The following is an 18236-nucleotide window of genomic DNA, read 5'->3' as shown; positions in this document are numbered from 1 at the left end:
CGCGCGTCTGCGCGGCGAAAGAGTCTATTCAGCCCAAGGACTTGGGCTGGCTGGATTCCTGTGACGAGCACAGGAATGGGGGACTTGAGAGGGCGTTCGCCGGCTGGCAAGAATTGAGCGCTGCGATAGAGGAGGACGCGAATGCGTAAGCCGAATTCAATGAAAACCCTTGAAGATCTCGGTCGCGTTCGTTTGTCGAAGAACTTCTTCTTCCGCGATTTCCTCCATTCCGAGATCGCCGATTTTTACCGCATCCCGAATATCCCGGATGATCTAGATCTCGCGATCGAGGCTGGAAGGCATCTCTGCGAGGAATTGCTAGAGCCGCTGCAGGCAATATTCGGCCGGCTGCATGTCCGCTCGGGTTATCGGTCGCGACAGGTCAACGAATTCGGCAACAGCAACAATCTCAACTGCTCGACCAACGAACACACCGCCGCAGACCATATATGGGATATGCGCGATGCCGATGGCTGCATGGGCGCAACCGCCTGTATCGTCGTGCCATGGCTGGTCGACAATTACGGTCACGAAGGAGACTGGCAGCGTCTTGCCTGGTGGATCCACGACCAGCTGCCTTATGCCTCCCTGTGCTTCTTCCCAAAACTATGGGCCTTCAACATCCAGTGGCACGAACGACCCGTGCGGCGGATCATGAGTTATGTCGCGCCGCGCGGTGTCCTGACGAAGCCGGGCATGGCCAACCATGAAGGCAACCATTCCGAATGGTATGAGGGGGTTCCACGACTGCAGGCGCCGATCACGAATGCAGGTGGTAGACCTTGTTGACGATCAGCCATCGACCCTCGACCTTCAGCAGGGAGAGATAGTCGGAAAACCGCATTCCGGCGAACTCGTCGACCACCTTTACCGTCGCGGCATCGCCGGTCACGTCGATCGCCTCGATCTGGATAAGCGGCTGCGAGCCGGCGACCGTCGGGCCTTCCGAGGCCACCGCATCGATGAACTCGTTGAGTGACAGCCACTCGACCTTGCCGTCGTAATTGCCGATGATCGAGGCGTTGGGATGAAAGGCTTTTCTGAGCGCGCCTGCATGGGCAAGCGCCATGCCATCGACATAGAGATGCACGACGGCTTCGACTGATTGTTCTTCCGACATCGCTGAAATCCTCCCGCCCCGACTATAGCAAAGCCGGAAGCGGGAGCAACGTCGCGTTGCAATGGGTCAGCGTTTCGGCGTCCATGCCGCACCAGCGCCATAACGTGCGCCGGCAATCTTGTCCGGCGACAGCATGTCGTCGAGTTTGCTCACCTCGTCAGCGGTTAGCGTCACGTCCGCGGCGGCCGCATTCTGCTCCATGTTGGGGATCTTTCGCGCGCCCGGAATGGGCACGATGAAATCGCCCTTGGCGAGAACCCAGGCCAGTGCCAGCTGTGCTGCCGTCACGCCTTTCTGTGCCGCCATCTCTTCGACCAGTTTTACCAGCGCTAGATTGGCCGCCATATTGTCGGCTTCGAAACGCGGCATCTTGGCGCGAAGGTCGCTTTCGCCGAAGTCGGACGTGCTCTTGATCTTACCGGTCAGAAACCCGCGGCCGAGTGGGCTGAACGGCACGAAACCAATACCGAGCTTCCGGCATGTGTCGAGGATGTCGCCCTCCGGATCGCGGGTCCAGAGCGAATATTCGCTCTGCAGTGCAGAGATCGGATGCACGGCATGCGCCCGGCGGATGATATCGGCACTGGCTTCGGAAAGACCGAGCGCCTTCACCTTGCCTTGCTTCACCAGCTCCGCCATGGCGCCGACCGTATCCTCGATCGGTACCTCGGGATCGACGCGGTGCTGGTAGAACAGGTCGATGACATCGACGCCGAGCCGTTTCAGCGACGCTTCCGCCACCTCGCGCACATGTTCCGGCCGGCTGTCGAGACCGGACATGGCAGCGGAATCGGTCTTTGTCGGATCGATCCTGAAGCCGAACTTGGTGGCTATGACGACTTGATCGCGAAAAGGCTTCAGCGCCTTGCCGACCAGTTCCTCGTTGACGAAGGGGCCGTAGACCTCGGCCGTATCGAAGAAGGTGACGCCGATCTCGACGGCACGCTGCAACGTCCTGATCGAAGTCGCCTCGTCCTGGCCGCCATAGGCATGGCTCATCCCCATGCAACCGAGGCCGATGGCGGAAACGGTGAGGTCTTTTCCGAGTTTGCGCGTCTGCATGGAAATCTCCGATCTTTGAAAGCGAAGAACGGACCGCTTGGCGGCCCGCCCTATTGTTGCTCAGGCGCTGGCGTCGTTGAGCAGCGCCATCTGGTTGGTGGTGAGCTTGAGATTGCCCGCGGCAATCAGTGTCTCGAGCTGACGGGCGCTGGTGGCGCTGGCGATTGGCGCCGTTACGCCGGGCCGCTGGGAAATCCACGCGAGTGCCACGGAGGCAGGCTGCGAATGGGTTTCTGCCGCAACCTCGTCGATGGCCGCGAGAATGCGGATCCCGCGGTCGTCGAAATATTTTGCCACCATGCCGCCACGGTTCTTGTTGGCCTCGGCTTCCGCCTTGCTCTTGTATTTGCCGGTAAGGAAGCCGGACGCGAGGCTGAAATAGGTGATCACGCCGATATCCTGCGCATTGCAGAGTTCCGCCAGCGGCCCGTCGAAGCCTGAGCGGTCATAGAGATTATATTCCGGCTCCAGCACGTCATAACGCGGCAGGCCGGCCTTGTCGGCGGCTTCGAGTGATGCCTTAAGCTGGCCTACATCGAAATTCGAGCAGCCGATGGCGCGTATCTTGCCCTGTTCCTTCAGCTTGGCGAAAGCGGCCAGCGTTTCCTCGTGCGGCGTCTGCGGGTCAGGCCAATGGGAGAGATAAAGGTCGATATAGTCGGTCTGCAGGCGCTTCAGCGAGCTTTCGACCGCATCGACGACACGTGCGCCGGCGAGGCCCTTTTCCATGGCGCTGCCCTGTGGTGTCGAGCCGACCTTGGTGATGACGACGGACTTGTCTCTGCTGCGGCCGGATTGTTTCAGCCATTTGCCGATGATCGTTTCGGATTCACCGCCGACATTGCCAGGAACCCAGCCGGAATAACAATCGGCGGTATCGATCGTGTCGAAACCGGCATCGAAGAATTTGTCGAGCAGATCGAAGGAGGTTTTCTCGTCTGCCGTCCATCCGAAGACGTTACCGCCGAAAACGACGGGCGAAATGGAAAGGCCTGTCCGGCCAAGTACGCGCAGATCCATGATAGTCTCCAATGTCTATTGCAGGAAGAAGCCGACGAGCGCCGGCTCCTTTTGATCTAGGAGAAGCGATGCGCTGTTCACACCGCTTCACCGGTCACGATGATGTTAGCCAGTTTCCTCAAGCGGCGTCGTTGAGCAGCTTCATCTGGGGGTCGGTCAGCTTAAGCTTGCCGGCCGCGATGATCGCATCAAGCTGCTTCAGGCTGGTGGCGCTGGCGATCGGTGCAGTGATGCCGGGCCGGGCTGCGACCCAGGCGATTGCGATCGTGGCAAGGCTCTCGCCGGTTTCCGCTGCGACCTGATCGAGTGCGGCAAGCACCTTTGTGCCCTTGTCGTTGAGGTAATCCGGAATGCGGTAACCGCGGGCGCTGCCCGTAGCATCTTCCGGCCTGCGATATTTGCCGGTCAGGAAGCCGGCGGCGAGCGCGTAATAGCTGATCACGCCGATATCCTCGGCGATGCAGAGATCGGCAAGCGGGCCTTCGAATTTTTCACGGGTGTAGAGATTATATTCCGGCTGCAGCACGTCGTAACGCGGCAGACCGTTTTTCGCGGCGGCCTCCAGCGAGGCTTTCAACTGTTCGGCGCTGTAGTTGGAGCAGCCGATGGCGCGGATCTTGCCCTGTTCCTTCAGCTTCGCATAGGCGCCGAGCGTTTCTTCATGCGGTGTGTCGTCATCCGGGAAATGCGACAGGTAGAGGTCGATATAATCGGTCTGCAGGCGCTTCAGCGAGTTCTCGACGGCCTCGACGATCCAGCCGGCCTTGAGCTTCCTGTCATCCATCGAGGGATGGCCGACCTTGGTAACGATGATCGCCTTGTCGCGGGCAACAGTGCCACGTTTCAGCCATTTGCCGATCACCGTCTCGCTTTCGCCGCCGATATGGCCGTCGATCCACTTCGAATAGACGTCGGCGGTGTCGATCGTGTTGAAGCCGGCTTCGAAGAAGCGGTCGAGCAGGTCGAAGGAGGTGTTTTCGTCGGCCGTCCAGCCGAACACATTGCCGCCGAATACGACAGGGGAAATGGAAAGACCGGTCCGGCCGAGTTTGCGCAACTCCATGGGAATTCTCCAGATATTCTGATTTTGAGATCGTCTGTGGCGGGAGGGCGAAGGTTAGACCCGCAAACGGGAGGGCCGCAATCGATTAATTTGTGCTTGAGGTTCATTTTTCAAGAAAGCCAAAAGCGCGCATTGAACCCGCCCGATGACCACCCTAAGCTTGCGGGAACAAATGCAAAGGGAGAGTGTCATGCTGCGTTTCGGAATTCTGTCGACGGCCAAGATTGCAAAAGATGCCGTGATGCCGGCGATCCAGGATGCCGAAAATGCGGTCATCACGGCAGTTGCAAGCCGCGATGTGACAAAGGCACGGGCGCTGGCCGACCGGTTTGGCGCACCGCGTGCCTTCGGCTCCTATGAGGAAATGCTGTCCTCGGACGTGATCGACGCCGTCTATATTCCATTGCCGACCAGCCAGCATGTCGAATGGTCGATCAAGGCGGCCAACGCCGGCAAGCATGTTCTCGTCGAAAAGCCGCTGGCGCTGAAGGCGTCAGAGCTGGATGCGCTGATTGAGGCCCGCGACCGCAACAAGGTGGTCGTATCGGAAGCTTTCATGGTCACTTACGCGCCGGTCTGGCTGAAGGTGCGGGAGCTTCTGAAGGACGGCGCAATCGGCGAGCTGAAGCACGTCCAGGGCGCTTTCAGCTATTTCAACCGCGACGCCGGCAATATGCGCAACATTCCCGAACTCGGCGGCGGCGCCCTGCCGGATATCGGCGTCTACCCGACGATCGCAACCCGGTTTGCGACCGATCAGGAGCCGCAGCGGGTCCAGGCGGTGGTGCGCCGTGATCCTGATTTCGGCACCGACATCTATGCGAGCGTGAAGGCCGATTTCGGCAGTTTCGAACTCAGCTTCTACATCGCCACCCAGATGGCGAACCGGCAGATCATGGTCTTCCACGGCACCGAAGGTTTTATTGAGCTGAAATCGCCGTTCAACGCCGATCGTTACGGCGCCGAGGAAGTCGAGCTCACCAACCAGAAGCACAATGTCTCGCAGATCTTCCGTTTCCCCGACAGCCGCCAGTATCGCAAGCAGATCGAAGCCTTCGCGCGTGCCGTGGACGGTAAAGAGGGGCAGATCGTGACACTGGAAAGCTCGGTCAAAAACCAGCGCTTCATCGATGCCGTCTACCGTGCCGGTGAGCACGATGGATGGGAGACCGTCTGATCTAGGTCTTGTGGCGGAAGACGAAGCGGGAATAACCGAAGAAGCTGTAGACCGTTGCAGCCGCGGACGCGAAGACGATCGCGACCGCCGGCTGGATCGGTGCGCGGGCGATCAGGGCGGAATAGATCGCGTAGTTGATCAGCGACGAGGTGATCCCGACCGTCCAGTATCGAAGCCCTTCCACCGCAAGCGAATGCGGTGAGGGTTCGAAGGTACGGTTTCGATTGATGAACCAGGTGAAGCTCATCGCCGCCATGATCGCCGGGATGCGGGAGAGAAACGGCCCGACCGGCGTATAGGTCAAAAGCAGATGGTTGACGCCGACATCGATCAGAAAACCGATGCCGCCGGCGAACAGGAACCAGAAAATCCGCTTCATGCCGCGCTCTTGTTAAGCCGATTAGCGCCAGCCTCCAGGGTGGCGGCGCTCGTTGCGGACGCCGTGGTCCGGGTCTGCAGCGGCAGGCTCATGTAGTGGATGCGCAATTGTTCGGCCCGTGCCCGCGAGACGGAATCGAGGATCAGGCCGGCGGTGAACATCAGAGACGACAGGACCATCAGCACCAGCGAAAAGACCCAGGTCGGCATACGCTCGACAAGGCCTGTCTGGAAATAGGAGATCAGCACGGGCGTCATGAAAATCAGGCTCGTTGCCATGAACGCCATGCTGATAGCGCTGAAAAACGCGAAGGGTCGTGTTTCCTTCATCAGCATGGCGAACATCCAGAGGATTTTTCCGCCATCGCGATATGTCGAGAGCTTGGAATGCGAGCCCTCAGGGCGCCGGCCGTAATCCAGTTCGATCTCGGTGACCGGCAGTTTCAGCCGCGATCCATGGACCGACATTTCCGTCTCGATCTCGAAGCCGCCCGAAACAGCCGGGAAACTTTTGACGAAACGGCGGGAAAAGGCGCGGTAGCCGGAAAAGATATCGGTGAAATCCCGGCCGAAGATGGCGCGGTAGAGGATGTTGAACAGCCGGTTGCCGGCGGCATGGCCCTGGCGGCCCGCATCGTCATGCACGCCGCGGCGGGTGCCGACAACCATGTCCGCCCGTTCGGTAAGCAGAATGCGGATCAGTTCCTCGGCATCCTTCGGCGAATAGGTGCCGTCGCCATCGGCCATGATGTAGATGTCGGCCTCGATATCGGCAAACATGCGGCGCACCACATGACCCTTGCCCTGGCGGCGTTCGCGCATCACCTCGGCACCGGCCAGCATCGCTTTCAGCGCCGTGCCGTCGGTGGAATTGTTGTCATAGACATAGACGCGCGCACCGGGCAGCGCCTCGCGGAATTCTTGCACTACGGCGCCGATCGTCGATGCCTCGTTATAGCAGGGGATCAACACCGCAACCGACAGATCGCCGGCGATGGAACCTGTCTGGATGGCGGAAGCGGAGCCGTTCAAAGCGCCGGCAGAAGTATCACTCATGATTTTCACTCTGTACGTGGAAAATCCAGTGCAGATAAGGTCTGCCCTGTCTGCTTTACTATTTCTTGGGAAGGTTAAGTTTAGGTTGCGGCACTTCCTTAAGCGCTCAAAACAAGTGTGAATGATGAACACGATGACGGATAAGATCTCCCGGCAGGATGCTGCACCTGCTGCCGGTTCCGTTCTGTCCCGGCTTTTTCCTGCCGCCATGCTTTATTGGCTGGTCACCGCAGGCGCCATCGCGCTCATCTCTCTACCCAAGGCCAAAGACCTGATCGGCCCCGATAACGACGATGTCATGCGGCTTGTCGAAATACGCGACTGGCTCGGCGGGCAGGGCTGGTTCGACCTGATGCAATACCGCCTTGGACTTTCCGGCGGGACTTTGATGCACTGGTCCCGTTTCATCGACGCGCCGATTGCCGGGCTGATAAAACTGTTCTCTCTGTTCATGCCTGCGGAGATGGCGGAAGGCGTGGCGGCAAGTGTCTGGCCGCTTCTGCTCATCGGTCCGCTTCTGCTCGCCTTCGGGTTTGCAGGCCGGCGTATGGGGGAGCAGGTCGACGGCGCACGGGCAATGCATATCGCGCTCGGCCTCGGTGCGATCTTTGCTTTCACCTGCGTGAAATTCCGTCCCGGTGCGCTCGATCATCATAATGTCCAGCTGGTTCTGGCGATCTGGATCGCAGCGCTTCTTGCGGATCGCCGCGGGGGCGCGCTGGGCCACGCCGCAGCCGGCATTGCCGCAGCTTTGGCAATTGCTATCGGAGCCGAAACCGTACCTTTCGTTGCCGCAGTCTGCCTCTGCGTCGGCGCGCGCTGGATCTGGCAGGGAGCGGCCTCTGCTTCCGGCGCGCGCGCTTTTGGTCTGTCATTGGCGCTGGCAATCTCTGCTGCATTTTTCGGCACGGTTCCGCCGAGCGCCTACACCGCCGTCACTTGCGACAACCTCTCGCTCGGTTTCTATTCGCTCTCCGCACTGGGTGGTGTTGGGCTTTTCGCGCTTGCCTGCCTTCCCGCGCGCATCACGATGAGTGTCAGGATTGCTGCGTCCGTCGTGCTCGGTGCAGGTCTCGGCGCTGCCGCCATGATCATCGCGCCGCAATGCCTTGGCAGTCCGCTCGCCAATCTCGATCCGATGCTGGTGGACCTATGGCTGAACCATGTGACGGAAGCGCAATCGATTACCGCGCAGATGAAGCAGTTTCCGGAAACCATTGCGGGTTTTTACGCCGTCGGGCTGGTCTCTATCTTCGTTTGCCTCATTCAAATCTGGCGCGGTAATGAGCGCGGACTGCATCTCCTGTTTCTGGTGCTGATCGCCGTGACCTGGGCAGTGTCTCTGGTCCAGATTCGCGGCAGCCTGTTCGCCAACCTCCTCAGCATCCCGCCGCTCGCGCTGCTGATTGCCGATCTTCAGATGAAGGCGCGTGAAAATCCCAAGAGTCTTCTGATCAATCTCGGATTTGTCGCGGTAACGCTCGCATCCGTTCCCGTCGTCTGGGGGCTGGCCGGAGTCGTGTGGAAACAGGGCATAGCATCCGCCAGCATGAATGTGCTGTCGATGGAAAATGCAAATGAAGAGGATTCATGCGGCGATGCGGAAGATATGGCGGCACTTCACAGCCTGCCGGCGGGAACGATTGCCGCTCCGTCAAACCGGGGCGCAGGTATATTGAGGTTCACCCGGCATCGGGTCCTGACTGCGCCCTACCATCGCAATCAGGCAGGCATGCTGGCGGAGCTTCACATCGGAATGGCAAGCTCGGCAGATGCCTTCGGACTTCTCAAGCAGTCAGGCGTGACGGCTGTTGCATTCTGCAAAAACGATCCGCAGACCGAAAACCTGATCGAGCTAAATCGTGAGGGTCTCTACGCTTCACTGGCGAGAGGCGAAGTCCCGGTCTATCTGTCGCCGGTCCGCTCGAACGGAAAATTCCAGCTTTTCGTCGTTAACGAAGCTGGCCCGAAATGATTCAGGCGTGACGGAACGTCTCGATGAAGGCGGCGGCAACGATAAGGTTGACGAGGCCAAAGTTGAAACCAAGAATAGCGATAAGCAATCCGAGCATGCTTGTGGCGCCGAAGACGGCTGCAACAAGAAAGACCAGGGGAATAAGCAATGCAGCCGCGATTATCGACGCGAGGTTGCGTGTCATGCCGGCCAAGAGGCCAATGGTTGTTGCCGTCAGGAATAACACGGCCGATCTCCTTCCTTGGTGTTGGAGATCGTATATCTTACTACCCTCTAAAAAATGCTTTCGCATCATGCCTAACGGCGGGTCAGTTTTTTAGCTACGATTTTCCGAACACTGTTAAGACTTAGGTCGGGTGTTTCCGGACCTAAGTCCTCTCCTCCACTTAGGACCAAACGCCGAAGCATTGGCCGGGTTCCATTATTGTCCGGTTCGCATATTAGAACAATGCGACGATTGCGCTCGCTGTCGTGCCCGTAGCGTGGACCTGGCTGACCCGGATCGGCAGGAAACTGCCGGAAGGCACGCCGATGAATGTGAGGTCATCACCGGATATCATCCGGATCGCCAATGTGCCGCCGCTGCCGATGTAAATCGCACGGCTGGAAACGGACAAGGCGGTGGTATCGCTCGGAGTGACGGCCATTCCGGCGGATGCGGGGCTCGAAAGGGAGGGCTGGGTATTGGCAAAAGGGTCGGGCATTATGAGTTCTCCTGGTTGATCTGCGTGGATTTTCTCACAGCTCCAGGCTGCGGGGATGAAAATGGCGCAAAATGATCGATGGCGCTCCTTATCTCGTCCACATCAATCCGCGCGTCGGCGGGTGAAATCCTCCTGCCGATCGGTTAGAACGGGAGCATGAGCAGCACGTTTGCACCCGACGCATCCAGCAATCTGACGGAATTTTCGGTGTCGGAGCTTTCCGGCTCGATCAAACGGACCGTCGAAAACGCCTTTGACCATGTGCGGGTGAGGGGCGAGATTTCCGGCTATCGCGGGCCGCATTCGTCGGGTCACGCTTATTTCAGCCTCAAGGACGACAGGTCGCGTATCGATGCCGTGGTCTGGAAAGGCACGTTTTCCAAACTGAAGTTCCGCCCCGAAGAGGGGATGGAAGTGATCGCGACCGGCAAGGTCACCACCTTCCCCGGGTCGTCCAAATACCAGATCGTCATCGAGAACCTGGAACCTGCAGGCGCCGGTGCGCTGATGGCGCTTCTGGAAGAGCGCCGCCGCAAGCTTGCGGCCGAAGGCCTTTTCGACCGGGAGCGCAAGCGGCCGCTGCCCTATATGCCGCGTGTCATCGGTGTCGTTACGTCTCCAACGGGGGCTGTCATCCGCGATATCCTGCATCGCATCACCGACCGTTTTCCCGTCCATGTCGTAGTCTGGCCGGTGAAGGTTCAGGGCGAAGGGTCAGGGGAAGAGGTTGCAGCCGCGATCCGTGGCTTCAATGCGGTTGGTCCCAGTGATCCGATGCCACGGCCGGATGTGCTGATCGTCGCCCGTGGCGGCGGCAGCCTCGAGGATCTCTGGAGTTTTAACGACGAAATCGTCGTGCGGGCGGCAGCCGAAAGCACCATTCCGCTGATTTCCGCCGTCGGCCACGAGACCGACTGGACGCTGATCGATCATGCAGCGGACGTGCGTGCGCCGACGCCAACGGGAGCCGCGGAAATGGCGGTGCCGGTGAAAGCCGATCTCGATGCCCAGCTGGCAAACCTTTCCGCGCGTCTGCGTGGCAGTGCATCGCGGCAGATGGATCACCGGCGGCAGTCGCTGCGTGCGCTGGTGCGCGCGCTTCCCTCGCTCGATCAGTTGCTGGCGCTTCCACGCCGCCGTTTCGACGAGGCGGCGGCGGGTCTCGGTCGCGGTCTGGAACGCACGACGATCGCCAAGCGCCGCACCTTCGAGCGCGCCGCCTCGGGTCTGCGGTTCGAACTCCTGACCGGCAGGCTCGTGCAGCAACGACAAATCCTTGCAGACCGCCTGTTGCGGGCAGATCGCTGCGTGGAGCGGCAGATCCTGAGCGAAAAGGGACGGATCGCGCGTCTCGATGCATCGCTGAAATCTTTGCCGGCCCGGCTCGAAGCGCATCTGCAGCGAGAACGACAGAACCTCGCGTCCTTGATACGGCATGCCGATACGGCGGTCAGTCACACGCTGTCGCGCGGCCGCGCGGCGCTGGCGGGGCAGGATCGCGTTCTGCAGTCGCTGTCATACAAGAACGTGCTGAAGCGCGGTTATGCGGTGGTGAGAGATGGCGAAGATCGCCCATTGACGCGCGCCGCAAATGTTGCGGAAGGCAGCGCGATTTCGATCGAGTTCGCCGATGGTCGCATCTCGGCGATTGCCGGAGAATCGACAGATCCCGGACAGGCGGCTCCGGCAGCAATTCCGCCGAAGCGAAAGGCGCCGAAGCCCGACGTGACATCCGTGCCGCCGAAGCAGGGCAGTCTTTTCTGAAATGGTTGGCTGGAAGGAGTGAATTCCAGCCGGTGTAGATGGGATCAGGCAGCCTTCTTGGCGGCCGTCGTCTTGCGGGGTGCCGGCGTTTTTGCGCTGGTTTTGGCTGCTTTCGGAACCTTGACCGGGACGGGGACAAGCTGGGTGATCTCTTCGACCAGCAGTCGTGCATTGTCCTGAGCCTTGGCAAGATTGCTGACGGCTTCCGGATCGAGCGCATCGATCAGCGTGCCGGCATCGAACATGTCGCGATAGGCGGCGCGTTCGATCAGTGGCGTCGCCAGAACATGGACGCCCTGTTGCGCCAGCATACCCTTGACGGCAAGCAGCGCCCGTGTGGTGATGATCGAGCTGACGCGGGTAAGCGCTACGGAATGCGCGATGTGAATACCGCACTCGCTTTGCAGCTTCTTCAGGATGTCGAGCACCTGCGCGCCGCCAGCCGCATCCAGTGCGCAGCCCTGGACCGGTACGAAGACATGATCGGACAGGCCGAGACCCTTGGCGAGCAGTGGCGTGACGCCGCCGGGTAGATCCACCACGACATAGTCGTTGCGCTTCTTCAGGTCCTTGATGTTCTGTTCGATATTGTCGGCATCGATATCGGCGACGATCGAGAATTTCGACGTCTTGGCCATCCGCGTCATCCAGCGGGAGACCCACTGCTGCGGATCGGCATCGAGCATGGCGACGCGAAAACCCTTCCTGGCCAACTCCCCCGCCGTGACAAGCGCCATCGTGGTCTTGCCTGCGCCGCCCTTCGTATTCGCAAATGTAATCACTGGCATTCACAACCCTCCGGTTTCCATGAACACCACGGAGAGAAGCCATGTTTCTTGGCCTGTTCTTATCCGCTTCCGTCGTGATGATTTGCGAATGTTTGATGAACAAGCTTGCGCCGCGCTTGCCGCGCGTCGTCGCGACATGGATATGCAACATATAAGTTGTAATATTCCCATCCAAACGCGGGAGGGGCGGATGAGATTGGCTGCATTCAACGTCGAAAACCTTTTCGATCGCGCTAAGGCGATGAATCTCGATACCTGGAGCGAAGGACGAGAGGTGCTGGAGCAATTCGCGGAATTGAACCGGCTGCTGGGCCAGATCATCTATAGCGATGCCGACAAACGGCGCATGGCCGAACTCGTCGTCAAGCTCGGCATGGAAAAAAGCGACACCGGCCCGTTCGTCATCCTTCGTCGAAACCGGGGCAAGCTCTTGAAGCGCCCGACGGATGGTGGCGTCATCGTCATTGCGAATGGGCGGGCTGATTGGGTCGGTTCGCTCGAATTGCGCGAGGAACCGGTCGACGAGGAGGCCATGCGCAACACGGCCCGTGTCATGAGCGATCTGGAGGCAGACGTTCTGGGCGTCGTCGAGGCGGAAAGTCGTCCGGTTCTCTCGGCCTTCAATTCATTACTTCTGCCGGCGGTCGGCGGCACCCCCTATCGCCAGGTTATGGTCATCGACGGCAATGACGACCGTGGGATAGACGTCGGCATCATGACCCGCGAGAACTTTTCGATCGGCATGATGCGCAGCCATGTGGATGATCGCACCGCTGGCGGCGACGTGATCTTTTCCCGCGACTGCCCGGAATATTATATCGCCACGCCAAAGGGCTCGACGCTCGTCGTGCTGGTCAATCATTTCAAGAGCAAGGGTTTCGGCAGCGCACAGTCTTCCAATGCGCGCCGCCGCGCGCAGGCGGTACGGGTAAAGGAGATCTGCGAGGCGCTGCTCGCGGACGGGATCGATTATGTTGCCGTCATCGGAGATCTCAACGACACACCGGACAGCGAGCCTCTGAAGCCGCTGATCGAAAGCTCGCTCAAGGACGCCTTCAGACACCCGCAATTCGATGATGGCGGGTTTCCCGGCACTTTCGGGCTCGGCAACGAAGGCAACAAGATCGACTATCTGCTTCTGTCACCCAAGCTTTTTGGAAAGGTCACGCGCGGCGGGGTATTTCGCAAAGGCGCGTGGCCGGGATCACGGCCGAAGCGCTGGGAGACTTATCCGCAGGTCACCAGCCCCGAACACGCGGCATCGGATCATGCCGCGATCTGGGTCGATCTGGATATCTGAGAAAGGGGCGCGCAATTCCAGCAAAAGTGGAAACCGGTTTTGCGTCCGGAATTGCGCCAATCCAAATCAGGCCCACTCGCCCGTGCGCATCACCGGCACTTTCGAACCATCCGGCTTGATGCCGTCGATATCGACCTTGTTGGAGCCGATCATCCAGTCGATATGGATCAGCGAAGAATTGCCGCCCTGTGCCTTGATCTGTTCGGGCGAAAGCGAAGCGCCGTCGAGGAAGCATTTCGAATAGCACTGGCCGAGCGCGATGTGACACGAGGCGTTTTCGTCGAACAGCGTGTTGTAGAACAGGATGCCGCTTGCCGAGATCGGTGACGAATGCGGCACCAGCGCCACTTCGCCGAGCCGGCGTGCGCCCTCGTCGGTATCCAGCACCTTGTTCAGCACCTCTTCGCCCCTGGAAGCCTTCGCCTCGACGATGCGGCCACCTTCGAACCGCACCTGGATATCGTCGATCAGCGTGCCCTGATGCGAAAGCGGCTTGGTGCTCGACACATGCCCCTCAACCTTCAGCGCATGCGGCGTGGTGAACACTTCTTCTGTCGGGATGTTGGGGTTGCAGATAATGCCGTTCTTGGCCTTTGAGGCACCGCCATGCCATTCATGGCCATCTGCCAGCCCGACGGAAAGATCCGTGCCTGGGCCGGTAAAATGCAGGGCCGAAAAACGCTCGCCGTTCAGCCAGGTCGAACGCTTCTTCAGATTGGCGTTGTGTTCAGCCCATGCCGCGATCGGATCTGCCACATCGACACGCGAGGCGGCGAAGATCGCTTCGGCCAGCTTTGCGACGGCCGCCTCTTCCGGCAGATCAGGAAAGACCTGTTTGGCCCAGGAGGGGTTTGGGTAAGAGACGATGTTCCAGTTGATGTCGAAATTGGCGATCTTTTCCAGCGCCGGCTTGTAGGCCATGGAATTCGCCTTGTTGGCGCGCGCAACTTTCGACGGATCCTGTTCGGACAGCAGCATCGGATTGTCGCCGGCGATAGCAAGCCGAGCAGCACCATTCTCATAGGCCTTGGCCATGCCCTCGTATAGCCAGCCGGCGGCCTTGTCGAAGCTGGCGTCGGGCGCATGCTGATAACGCGCCAGCGTCGTTTCCTCGTCGGAATAGAAGGCCGAGACGATGCCGGCACCCGCCATATAGGCATGTTTGGTGATGAACCGCACCAGAGGCAGCGCCGCCACAGGCGCCGTGATGACGAGGTCCTGCCCCTTTTCGAGCCCCAGCCCCACCTTCACCGCGACTTCGGCAAGCTTCTCCAGCTTCTTGGGGTCTATGGCGGTCTGGAAGTTGGGGACGATGGTCATGGCACAGCCTCTCGAGTTTTCCTGTCAGGCAAGACTTAGAGAGCTTTGGGGCAAAATTGAAGTCTTTGCGGCAAGTTCTCAGGCAATCAGCGGTGCGGCAATCGCCTTCAGTGCGTCTTTCGCATCCTTGGGCGCGAGGCGTATCTGCAGCCCGCGCTGGCCGCCATTGATGAAGATATAGGGTTCTTCGAGCGCAGTGATTTCGATCGCCGTCGGCACCAGCTTCTTCTGGCCGAGCGGGCTGATGCCGCCGACATGGTATCCCGTCGCCCGCTCGGCATCGGCCGGCTTCATCATATGCGCCGATTTTCCGCCAAAGGCCGAGGCGAGCTTTTTCATCGAGACTTCATGATCGGACGGGACCACGACGCAAACCGGCTTGCCATCGACCTCGGCCATCAATGTCTTGAGAACCTTTCGCGGTTCTTCGCCGATCGCTTCTGCCGCCTGAAGCCCGATCCGGTCCGCATTGGGATCGTATTCGTAGGTAACGGTGGTGAAGGTTATTTTCAGCCGATCGAGGGTTTGTGTCGCGCGGGTGGTTTTCGACATGTTCAAGCGTCCCGGAAAGCGTCTTCGTAGATTTCCGGCTTGAAGCCGATCAGCAGCTTTCCATCCGCTTCCAGCACAGGCCGTTTGATCATCGATGGCTGCGCCAGCATCAGCTCGATCGCCTTTGCCTGATCGATAGTCTGACGATCGGCCTCGTCGAGTTTCTTGAAGGTCGTGCCGGCGCGGTTCAGCACCGTTTCCCATCCGGCTTTCTCGACCCATGCTTGCAGATGACCACGATCGATGCCCGAGGCCTTGTAGTCATGGAATGCATAGCTCACGCCGCGCTGGTCCAGCCAGGTCCGCGCCTTCTTCATCGTGTCGCAGTTCTTGATGCCGTAGATGATGGTCGCCATTTCGCCGTCCTTTATCTCGTTTGCCCAGCCCGGGCGAACCAGTTTGGTCAGCGAAGCGATAACAAGAGCACGTCGGGGAATGCAAGCCAATGAGGCAGATCAAATAGCGGCATGCCAAGTCTGCATGGCTGACCTGTGCGCGTATGCGTTGTGCAGCAAGGGTCTTGAGCGCATATATTAGGCATCAGAAAAGGAGTAGATGTCATGTCCGCCCAGAACAAAAACCGTGGTAGCCGTCTTGGTCGCGCCTTCGCAATTTTCGGCGCTGCAGTTTCTGCTTCGGCTGCCGTTGAAAACCATCGCCGTCCGAAGAACAGCGACTTGACCATTCTCGGCATCGACCCGCGCGCCTTCGACCGCATCGGCTGATTACCCGGAATTTTTCTCGTCTCCCGCGGGCCGTCATGTAAAATGGCGGCCTGAATTGTGAGAGCGAGGCATCAGCCGCTTCAGACCATTGGCTCAGTTAAAAGACTTAACTGGGTTGGTGGTTTGGGATATGGCGGGGCTTTGGCATCGAAACGCCAGGACCCGAATTCTTCGTGGCGCCGGTCGCCATTGTGGCTTTAGACAAGCGCGAATTCGCTGGCCAGCCAGACATACGGTTTTCCGACAATCAGAAGTTCCCTGCGCCCGTAGCCATAGATGATGGTGACGTGAGGCGAGGGTAGTCTAAAGGCCTGCCTCGGCAGGTTATGCTTGGTCAGCGCGCGGTGGAGCATTCGCGCGAAAGCTTGAATGTCGACGCTGTTGCCGCCGCCCGTCAGCGCCAGATGCCGCTCACCTCCATAAAGATCACACCCGTCGAGCCTAACCTTCAGCGGGCGCGCCGAAATCGATCCGACTGCAGCCTCTATCCGGGGCTTGAGTTCGTAGGGTGGTTTGTCGAATTCGTCCACCAAAAGCAGGCTCACATGCAGCAAGTCTGCCGGGTGAGGCTGGCGGTTGGTACGGCCATGCGCGTGTTTGCAAGCCGTCTCGTAAATCTCCTCGCTCATCGATGGCGGAGGTTTTAGCACGAAGAAGAGCTTGCTTCGTCGCGAAAGCGCGGAGCGTGGGTTCCGTAAACCGCTTTCCTTAGGGGCATTTCCTGTCAGTGGCATCGAGGACTGGCCGTACAGCAACTCTGCACCTCCCATTCTTCGTTAGTGCGGGATCATGCGGTTGAGCCAGTATAGCGTGATTGAATTGACAATAAAGAACAAAAAGTGAACATAGGAATATCAGCTGAGTTATGCTCTGCCGAACGTCCCGCGCAAGAAACGGGTTGATTGCCTGTCCACAAAAGGCGATTCTGCAACAGAAATCACGTAAACTGAGGTGAGATCATGGCTGGACATCGCTATACGGTCTTCGAAACCGCAAGCGGCTTCTGCGGCATTGCCTGGAATGACGTCGGGATCACCCGTTTCCAGCTACCAACCGGCAGTGAACTATCTACTGAAAAGCTTCTCCAGCGCCGGATAACCGATGCGCACAAATCGCATCCGCCTGCCGAGATCGAGAATACGATCGCGCTGGTAAGACGGTATTTTGCCGGCGAACGGATCGATTTTTCCGATATTCGCCTAGATCTTGCAGGTCAGGACGACGTGTTCAGAAGCATCTATGCGGCGGCCCGCCGCATCGGCTGGGGTCACACGACCACATACGGCACGATCGCCAGGGAACTGGGCTTGGGCCCGGAAGTGGCCCGCGATGTCGGGCAGGCCATGGCGAAGAACCCGGTAGCACTGATCATTCCCTGCCATCGGGTTTTGGCTGCCGGCGGCAAGATCGGCGGCTTCTCGGCACCCGGCGGATCGGGTTCGAAGCAGCGCATGCTCGAGCTTGAAGGCGTACGCCTGACGCCGCCCGAGCCGGCGCAGCAATCGCTGGGGTTTTGAGCGCGGGTGCGCGGTCAGTGCGCCAATAGAAGCTTGTAGCCTGCAAAAAGGGCGATCAACACGACTGCACCGATCATGGCGATCTTTCCGAGCTGCTTCTCGATGAAGTGGCGAATACTCTCGCCGTAACGTCGCAACAGCCATGCCAGCAGGAAAAAGCGGGCCCCGCGTGTGATCAGCGCCGCGACGATAAACAGCCAGATATTCACATGCACGGCGCCCGAGAGGATCGTCACCACCTTGATCGGCGGCAGATGCGCGAAACCCGAGGTTACCAGCATCAGCAGGATCGTCTCGAAGGTTATGCCCGATTTCAGTTCGTTGAACGTGTCGAGCTTACCCCAGAAATCCAGGATCGGAACGGCGATAGCATCGAAGGCAAACGAGCCGATCCACCAGCCCGCAATACCGCCGAGAACTGAAAAGATCGTGGCGACCAGCGCGTAGCGCCAGGCGCGTTCCGGCCGGGCCAGAGCCATCGGCAGGAAAAGCACGTCGGCGGGCACGAGAAAGACAGAGCTTTCGACAAACGCGATAACGGCAAGCCAGATTTCCGCGGATTTGCGGGCACTGAGCGCCATCGTCCAGTCATATAGGCGTTGGAGCATGGTAGGGGATCCGGAACTTGGGAGAAAATCCTAAGGTGATGAAAGGTACCGTGGAGGCGGCTCGATTATCTGTCTGCCCTATCCGTCCACAGATGAGGTTGAACCGC

The 18236-nt window shown here is 59.3% G+C and carries 21 protein-coding genes; 7 read left to right on the top strand and 14 right to left on the bottom strand.

The features are described 5' to 3' along the window. Window positions 1-141 precede the first annotated feature (141 nt). A complete protein-coding gene (locus FHP24_RS09430; RefSeq protein WP_139675797.1) occupies window positions 142-789 on the top strand; it encodes a hypothetical protein in 648 nt (215 codons plus the stop codon). On the opposite strand, the gene FHP24_RS09425 is transcribed toward FHP24_RS09430, so the two are convergent. From FHP24_RS09425 to FHP24_RS09410, 4 genes are all read right to left on the bottom strand, one after another. Continuing rightward, window positions 761-1120, bottom strand: coding sequence for a nuclear transport factor 2 family protein (locus FHP24_RS09425; protein ID WP_139675796.1), 360 nt, complete (start codon window positions 1118-1120; stop codon window positions 761-763). The two genes, FHP24_RS09430 and FHP24_RS09425, sit on opposite strands and share 29 nt — an antisense overlap. Window positions 1121-1186: 66 nt before the next feature. Further along, entirely contained in the window at window positions 1187-2182 is a 996-nt protein-coding gene (locus FHP24_RS09420; protein ID WP_139675795.1) for an aldo/keto reductase, read from the bottom strand. A 60-nt stretch (window positions 2183-2242) separates the two neighbouring features. After that, entirely contained in the window at window positions 2243-3202 is a 960-nt protein-coding gene (locus tag FHP24_RS09415) for an aldo/keto reductase (protein WP_139675794.1), read from the bottom strand. A 118-nt stretch (window positions 3203-3320) separates the two neighbouring features. Continuing rightward, window positions 3321-4265 (bottom strand): aldo/keto reductase, encoded by a 945-nt coding sequence (locus FHP24_RS09410; RefSeq protein ID WP_139675793.1) that lies wholly within the window; start codon window positions 4263-4265, stop codon window positions 3321-3323. Between the two features lie 190 nt (window positions 4266-4455). Between FHP24_RS09410 and FHP24_RS09405 the strand changes: the two genes are divergently transcribed. After that, the gene (locus FHP24_RS09405; protein ID WP_139675792.1) at window positions 4456-5442 is read left to right on the top strand and encodes a Gfo/Idh/MocA family protein; all 987 of its coding nucleotides are present in this window, start codon (window positions 4456-4458) and stop codon (window positions 5440-5442) included. Window position 5443: 1 nt separating this feature from the next. Here the strand turns inward: FHP24_RS09405 and FHP24_RS09400 are convergent, their stop codons facing one another. After that, window positions 5444-5821 (bottom strand): GtrA family protein, encoded by a 378-nt coding sequence (locus tag FHP24_RS09400; protein ID WP_139675790.1) that lies wholly within the window; start codon window positions 5819-5821, stop codon window positions 5444-5446. After that, window positions 5818-6876: a glycosyltransferase gene (locus tag FHP24_RS09395; protein WP_139675788.1), complete on the bottom strand. Its 1059-nt coding sequence runs from the start codon at window positions 6874-6876 to the stop codon at window positions 5818-5820. Before FHP24_RS09395 ends, FHP24_RS09400 begins: the two co-directional genes overlap by 4 nt. Window positions 6877-7009: 133 nt before the next feature. Between FHP24_RS09395 and FHP24_RS09390 the strand changes: the two genes are divergently transcribed. Beyond that, window positions 7010-8851, top strand: a complete 1842-nt coding sequence (locus FHP24_RS09390; RefSeq protein WP_246091642.1) for a hypothetical protein — start codon at window positions 7010-7012, stop codon at window positions 8849-8851. Window position 8852: 1 nt separating this feature from the next. Here FHP24_RS09390 and FHP24_RS09385 read toward each other — a convergent pair whose 3' ends face one another. Both FHP24_RS09385 and FHP24_RS09380 read right to left on the bottom strand, forming a co-directional pair. Next, window positions 8853-9077 carry a hypothetical protein gene (locus tag FHP24_RS09385; protein WP_139675785.1) on the bottom strand — a complete coding sequence of 75 codons (225 nt, stop codon included), beginning with the start codon at window positions 9075-9077 and terminating at the stop codon, window positions 8853-8855. Window positions 9078-9291: 214 nt separating this feature from the next. Then, window positions 9292-9555 carry a spike base protein, RCAP_Rcc01079 family gene (locus tag FHP24_RS09380; RefSeq protein ID WP_139675783.1) on the bottom strand — a complete coding sequence of 88 codons (264 nt, stop codon included), beginning with the start codon at window positions 9553-9555 and terminating at the stop codon, window positions 9292-9294. A 156-nt stretch (window positions 9556-9711) separates the two neighbouring features. Between FHP24_RS09380 and xseA the strand changes: the two genes are divergently transcribed. After that, entirely contained in the window at window positions 9712-11319 is a 1608-nt protein-coding gene (gene xseA, locus FHP24_RS09375; protein ID WP_139675781.1) for an exodeoxyribonuclease VII large subunit, read from the top strand. 44 nt (window positions 11320-11363) lie between these two features. Here the strand turns inward: xseA and FHP24_RS09370 are convergent, their stop codons facing one another. After that, window positions 11364-12107 carry a ParA family protein gene (locus FHP24_RS09370; protein ID WP_139675779.1) on the bottom strand — a complete coding sequence of 248 codons (744 nt, stop codon included), beginning with the start codon at window positions 12105-12107 and terminating at the stop codon, window positions 11364-11366. Between the two features lie 190 nt (window positions 12108-12297). Between FHP24_RS09370 and FHP24_RS09365 the strand changes: the two genes are divergently transcribed. Beyond that, window positions 12298-13407, top strand: a complete 1110-nt coding sequence (locus tag FHP24_RS09365; protein WP_139675777.1) for an endonuclease/exonuclease/phosphatase family protein — start codon at window positions 12298-12300, stop codon at window positions 13405-13407. A 66-nt stretch (window positions 13408-13473) separates the two neighbouring features. Here FHP24_RS09365 and FHP24_RS09360 read toward each other — a convergent pair whose 3' ends face one another. From FHP24_RS09360 to FHP24_RS09350, 3 genes are all read right to left on the bottom strand, one after another. After that, window positions 13474-14727, bottom strand: a complete 1254-nt coding sequence (locus FHP24_RS09360; RefSeq protein ID WP_139675775.1) for an aminopeptidase — start codon at window positions 14725-14727, stop codon at window positions 13474-13476. Between the two features lie 78 nt (window positions 14728-14805). After that, complete coding sequence (gene ybaK, locus FHP24_RS09355) at window positions 14806-15279, bottom strand: Cys-tRNA(Pro) deacylase (protein ID WP_139675772.1); 474 nt, start codon at window positions 15277-15279, stop codon at window positions 14806-14808. Between the two features lie 2 nt (window positions 15280-15281). After that, window positions 15282-15635: an ArsC family reductase gene (locus tag FHP24_RS09350; RefSeq protein ID WP_139675770.1), complete on the bottom strand. Its 354-nt coding sequence runs from the start codon at window positions 15633-15635 to the stop codon at window positions 15282-15284. Window positions 15636-15839: 204 nt separating this feature from the next. Between FHP24_RS09350 and FHP24_RS28695 the strand changes: the two genes are divergently transcribed. Further along, entirely contained in the window at window positions 15840-16004 is a 165-nt protein-coding gene (locus FHP24_RS28695; protein WP_180355936.1) for a hypothetical protein, read from the top strand. Window positions 16005-16201: 197 nt separating this feature from the next. Here FHP24_RS28695 and FHP24_RS09345 read toward each other — a convergent pair whose 3' ends face one another. Continuing rightward, a complete protein-coding gene (locus FHP24_RS09345) occupies window positions 16202-16633 on the bottom strand; it encodes a 2'-5' RNA ligase family protein (RefSeq protein ID WP_180355935.1) in 432 nt (143 codons plus the stop codon). A gap of 330 nt (window positions 16634-16963) precedes the next feature. On the opposite strand from FHP24_RS09345, the gene FHP24_RS09340 reads away from it, so the two are divergent. Beyond that, window positions 16964-17521 (top strand): methylated-DNA--[protein]-cysteine S-methyltransferase, encoded by a 558-nt coding sequence (locus FHP24_RS09340; protein WP_139675767.1) that lies wholly within the window; start codon window positions 16964-16966, stop codon window positions 17519-17521. A 14-nt stretch (window positions 17522-17535) separates the two neighbouring features. Here FHP24_RS09340 and FHP24_RS09335 read toward each other — a convergent pair whose 3' ends face one another. Further along, window positions 17536-18129 (bottom strand): YqaA family protein, encoded by a 594-nt coding sequence (locus FHP24_RS09335; protein ID WP_139675765.1) that lies wholly within the window; start codon window positions 18127-18129, stop codon window positions 17536-17538. Window positions 18130-18236: the final 107 nt, after the last annotated feature.

This window comes from Aliirhizobium smilacinae (assembly GCF_006335145.1).
In the GTDB taxonomy this organism is placed as follows: Bacteria; Pseudomonadota; Alphaproteobacteria; order Rhizobiales; family Rhizobiaceae; genus Neorhizobium; species Neorhizobium smilacinae.
The sequence above is the reverse complement of the archived record's forward strand: the minus strand, read 5'-3'. Positions and strand labels throughout refer to the sequence as shown.

Excerpts from the sequence above, each read along its gene's own strand:
- FHP24_RS28695 (WP_180355936.1), top strand. The coding sequence starts at position 15,840 with ATGTCCGCCCAGAACAAAAACCGTGGTAGCCGTCTTGGTCGCGCCTTC.
- FHP24_RS09345 (WP_180355935.1), bottom strand. The coding sequence starts at position 16,633 with ATGAGCGAGGAGATTTACGAGACGGCTTGCAAACACGCGCATGGCCGT.
- FHP24_RS09410 (WP_139675793.1), bottom strand. The coding sequence starts at position 4,265 with ATGGAGTTGCGCAAACTCGGCCGGACCGGTCTTTCCATTTCCCCTGTC.
- FHP24_RS09350 (WP_139675770.1), bottom strand. The coding sequence starts at position 15,635 with ATGGCGACCATCATCTACGGCATCAAGAACTGCGACACGATGAAGAAG.
- ybaK (WP_139675772.1), bottom strand. The coding sequence starts at position 15,279 with ATGTCGAAAACCACCCGCGCGACACAAACCCTCGATCGGCTGAAAATA.
- FHP24_RS09360 (WP_139675775.1), bottom strand. The coding sequence starts at position 14,727 with ATGACCATCGTCCCCAACTTCCAGACCGCCATAGACCCCAAGAAGCTG.
- FHP24_RS09340 (WP_139675767.1), top strand. The coding sequence starts at position 16,964 with ATGGCTGGACATCGCTATACGGTCTTCGAAACCGCAAGCGGCTTCTGC.
- FHP24_RS09400 (WP_139675790.1), bottom strand. The coding sequence starts at position 5,821 with ATGAAGCGGATTTTCTGGTTCCTGTTCGCCGGCGGCATCGGTTTTCTG.
- FHP24_RS09380 (WP_139675783.1), bottom strand. The coding sequence starts at position 9,555 with ATGCCCGACCCTTTTGCCAATACCCAGCCCTCCCTTTCGAGCCCCGCA.
- FHP24_RS09370 (WP_139675779.1), bottom strand. The coding sequence starts at position 12,107 with ATGCCAGTGATTACATTTGCGAATACGAAGGGCGGCGCAGGCAAGACC.
- FHP24_RS09335 (WP_139675765.1), bottom strand. The coding sequence starts at position 18,129 with ATGCTCCAACGCCTATATGACTGGACGATGGCGCTCAGTGCCCGCAAA.
- FHP24_RS09405 (WP_139675792.1), top strand. The coding sequence starts at position 4,456 with ATGCTGCGTTTCGGAATTCTGTCGACGGCCAAGATTGCAAAAGATGCC.
- FHP24_RS09365 (WP_139675777.1), top strand. The coding sequence starts at position 12,298 with ATGAGATTGGCTGCATTCAACGTCGAAAACCTTTTCGATCGCGCTAAG.
- FHP24_RS09415 (WP_139675794.1), bottom strand. The coding sequence starts at position 3,202 with ATGGATCTGCGCGTACTTGGCCGGACAGGCCTTTCCATTTCGCCCGTC.
- FHP24_RS09420 (WP_139675795.1), bottom strand. The coding sequence starts at position 2,182 with ATGCAGACGCGCAAACTCGGAAAAGACCTCACCGTTTCCGCCATCGGC.
- FHP24_RS09425 (WP_139675796.1), bottom strand. The coding sequence starts at position 1,120 with ATGTCGGAAGAACAATCAGTCGAAGCCGTCGTGCATCTCTATGTCGAT.
- xseA (WP_139675781.1), top strand. The coding sequence starts at position 9,712 with ATGAGCAGCACGTTTGCACCCGACGCATCCAGCAATCTGACGGAATTT.
- FHP24_RS09430 (WP_139675797.1), top strand. The coding sequence starts at position 142 with ATGCGTAAGCCGAATTCAATGAAAACCCTTGAAGATCTCGGTCGCGTT.
- FHP24_RS09390 (WP_246091642.1), top strand. The coding sequence starts at position 7,010 with ATGACGGATAAGATCTCCCGGCAGGATGCTGCACCTGCTGCCGGTTCC.
- FHP24_RS09395 (WP_139675788.1), bottom strand. The coding sequence starts at position 6,876 with ATGAGTGATACTTCTGCCGGCGCTTTGAACGGCTCCGCTTCCGCCATC.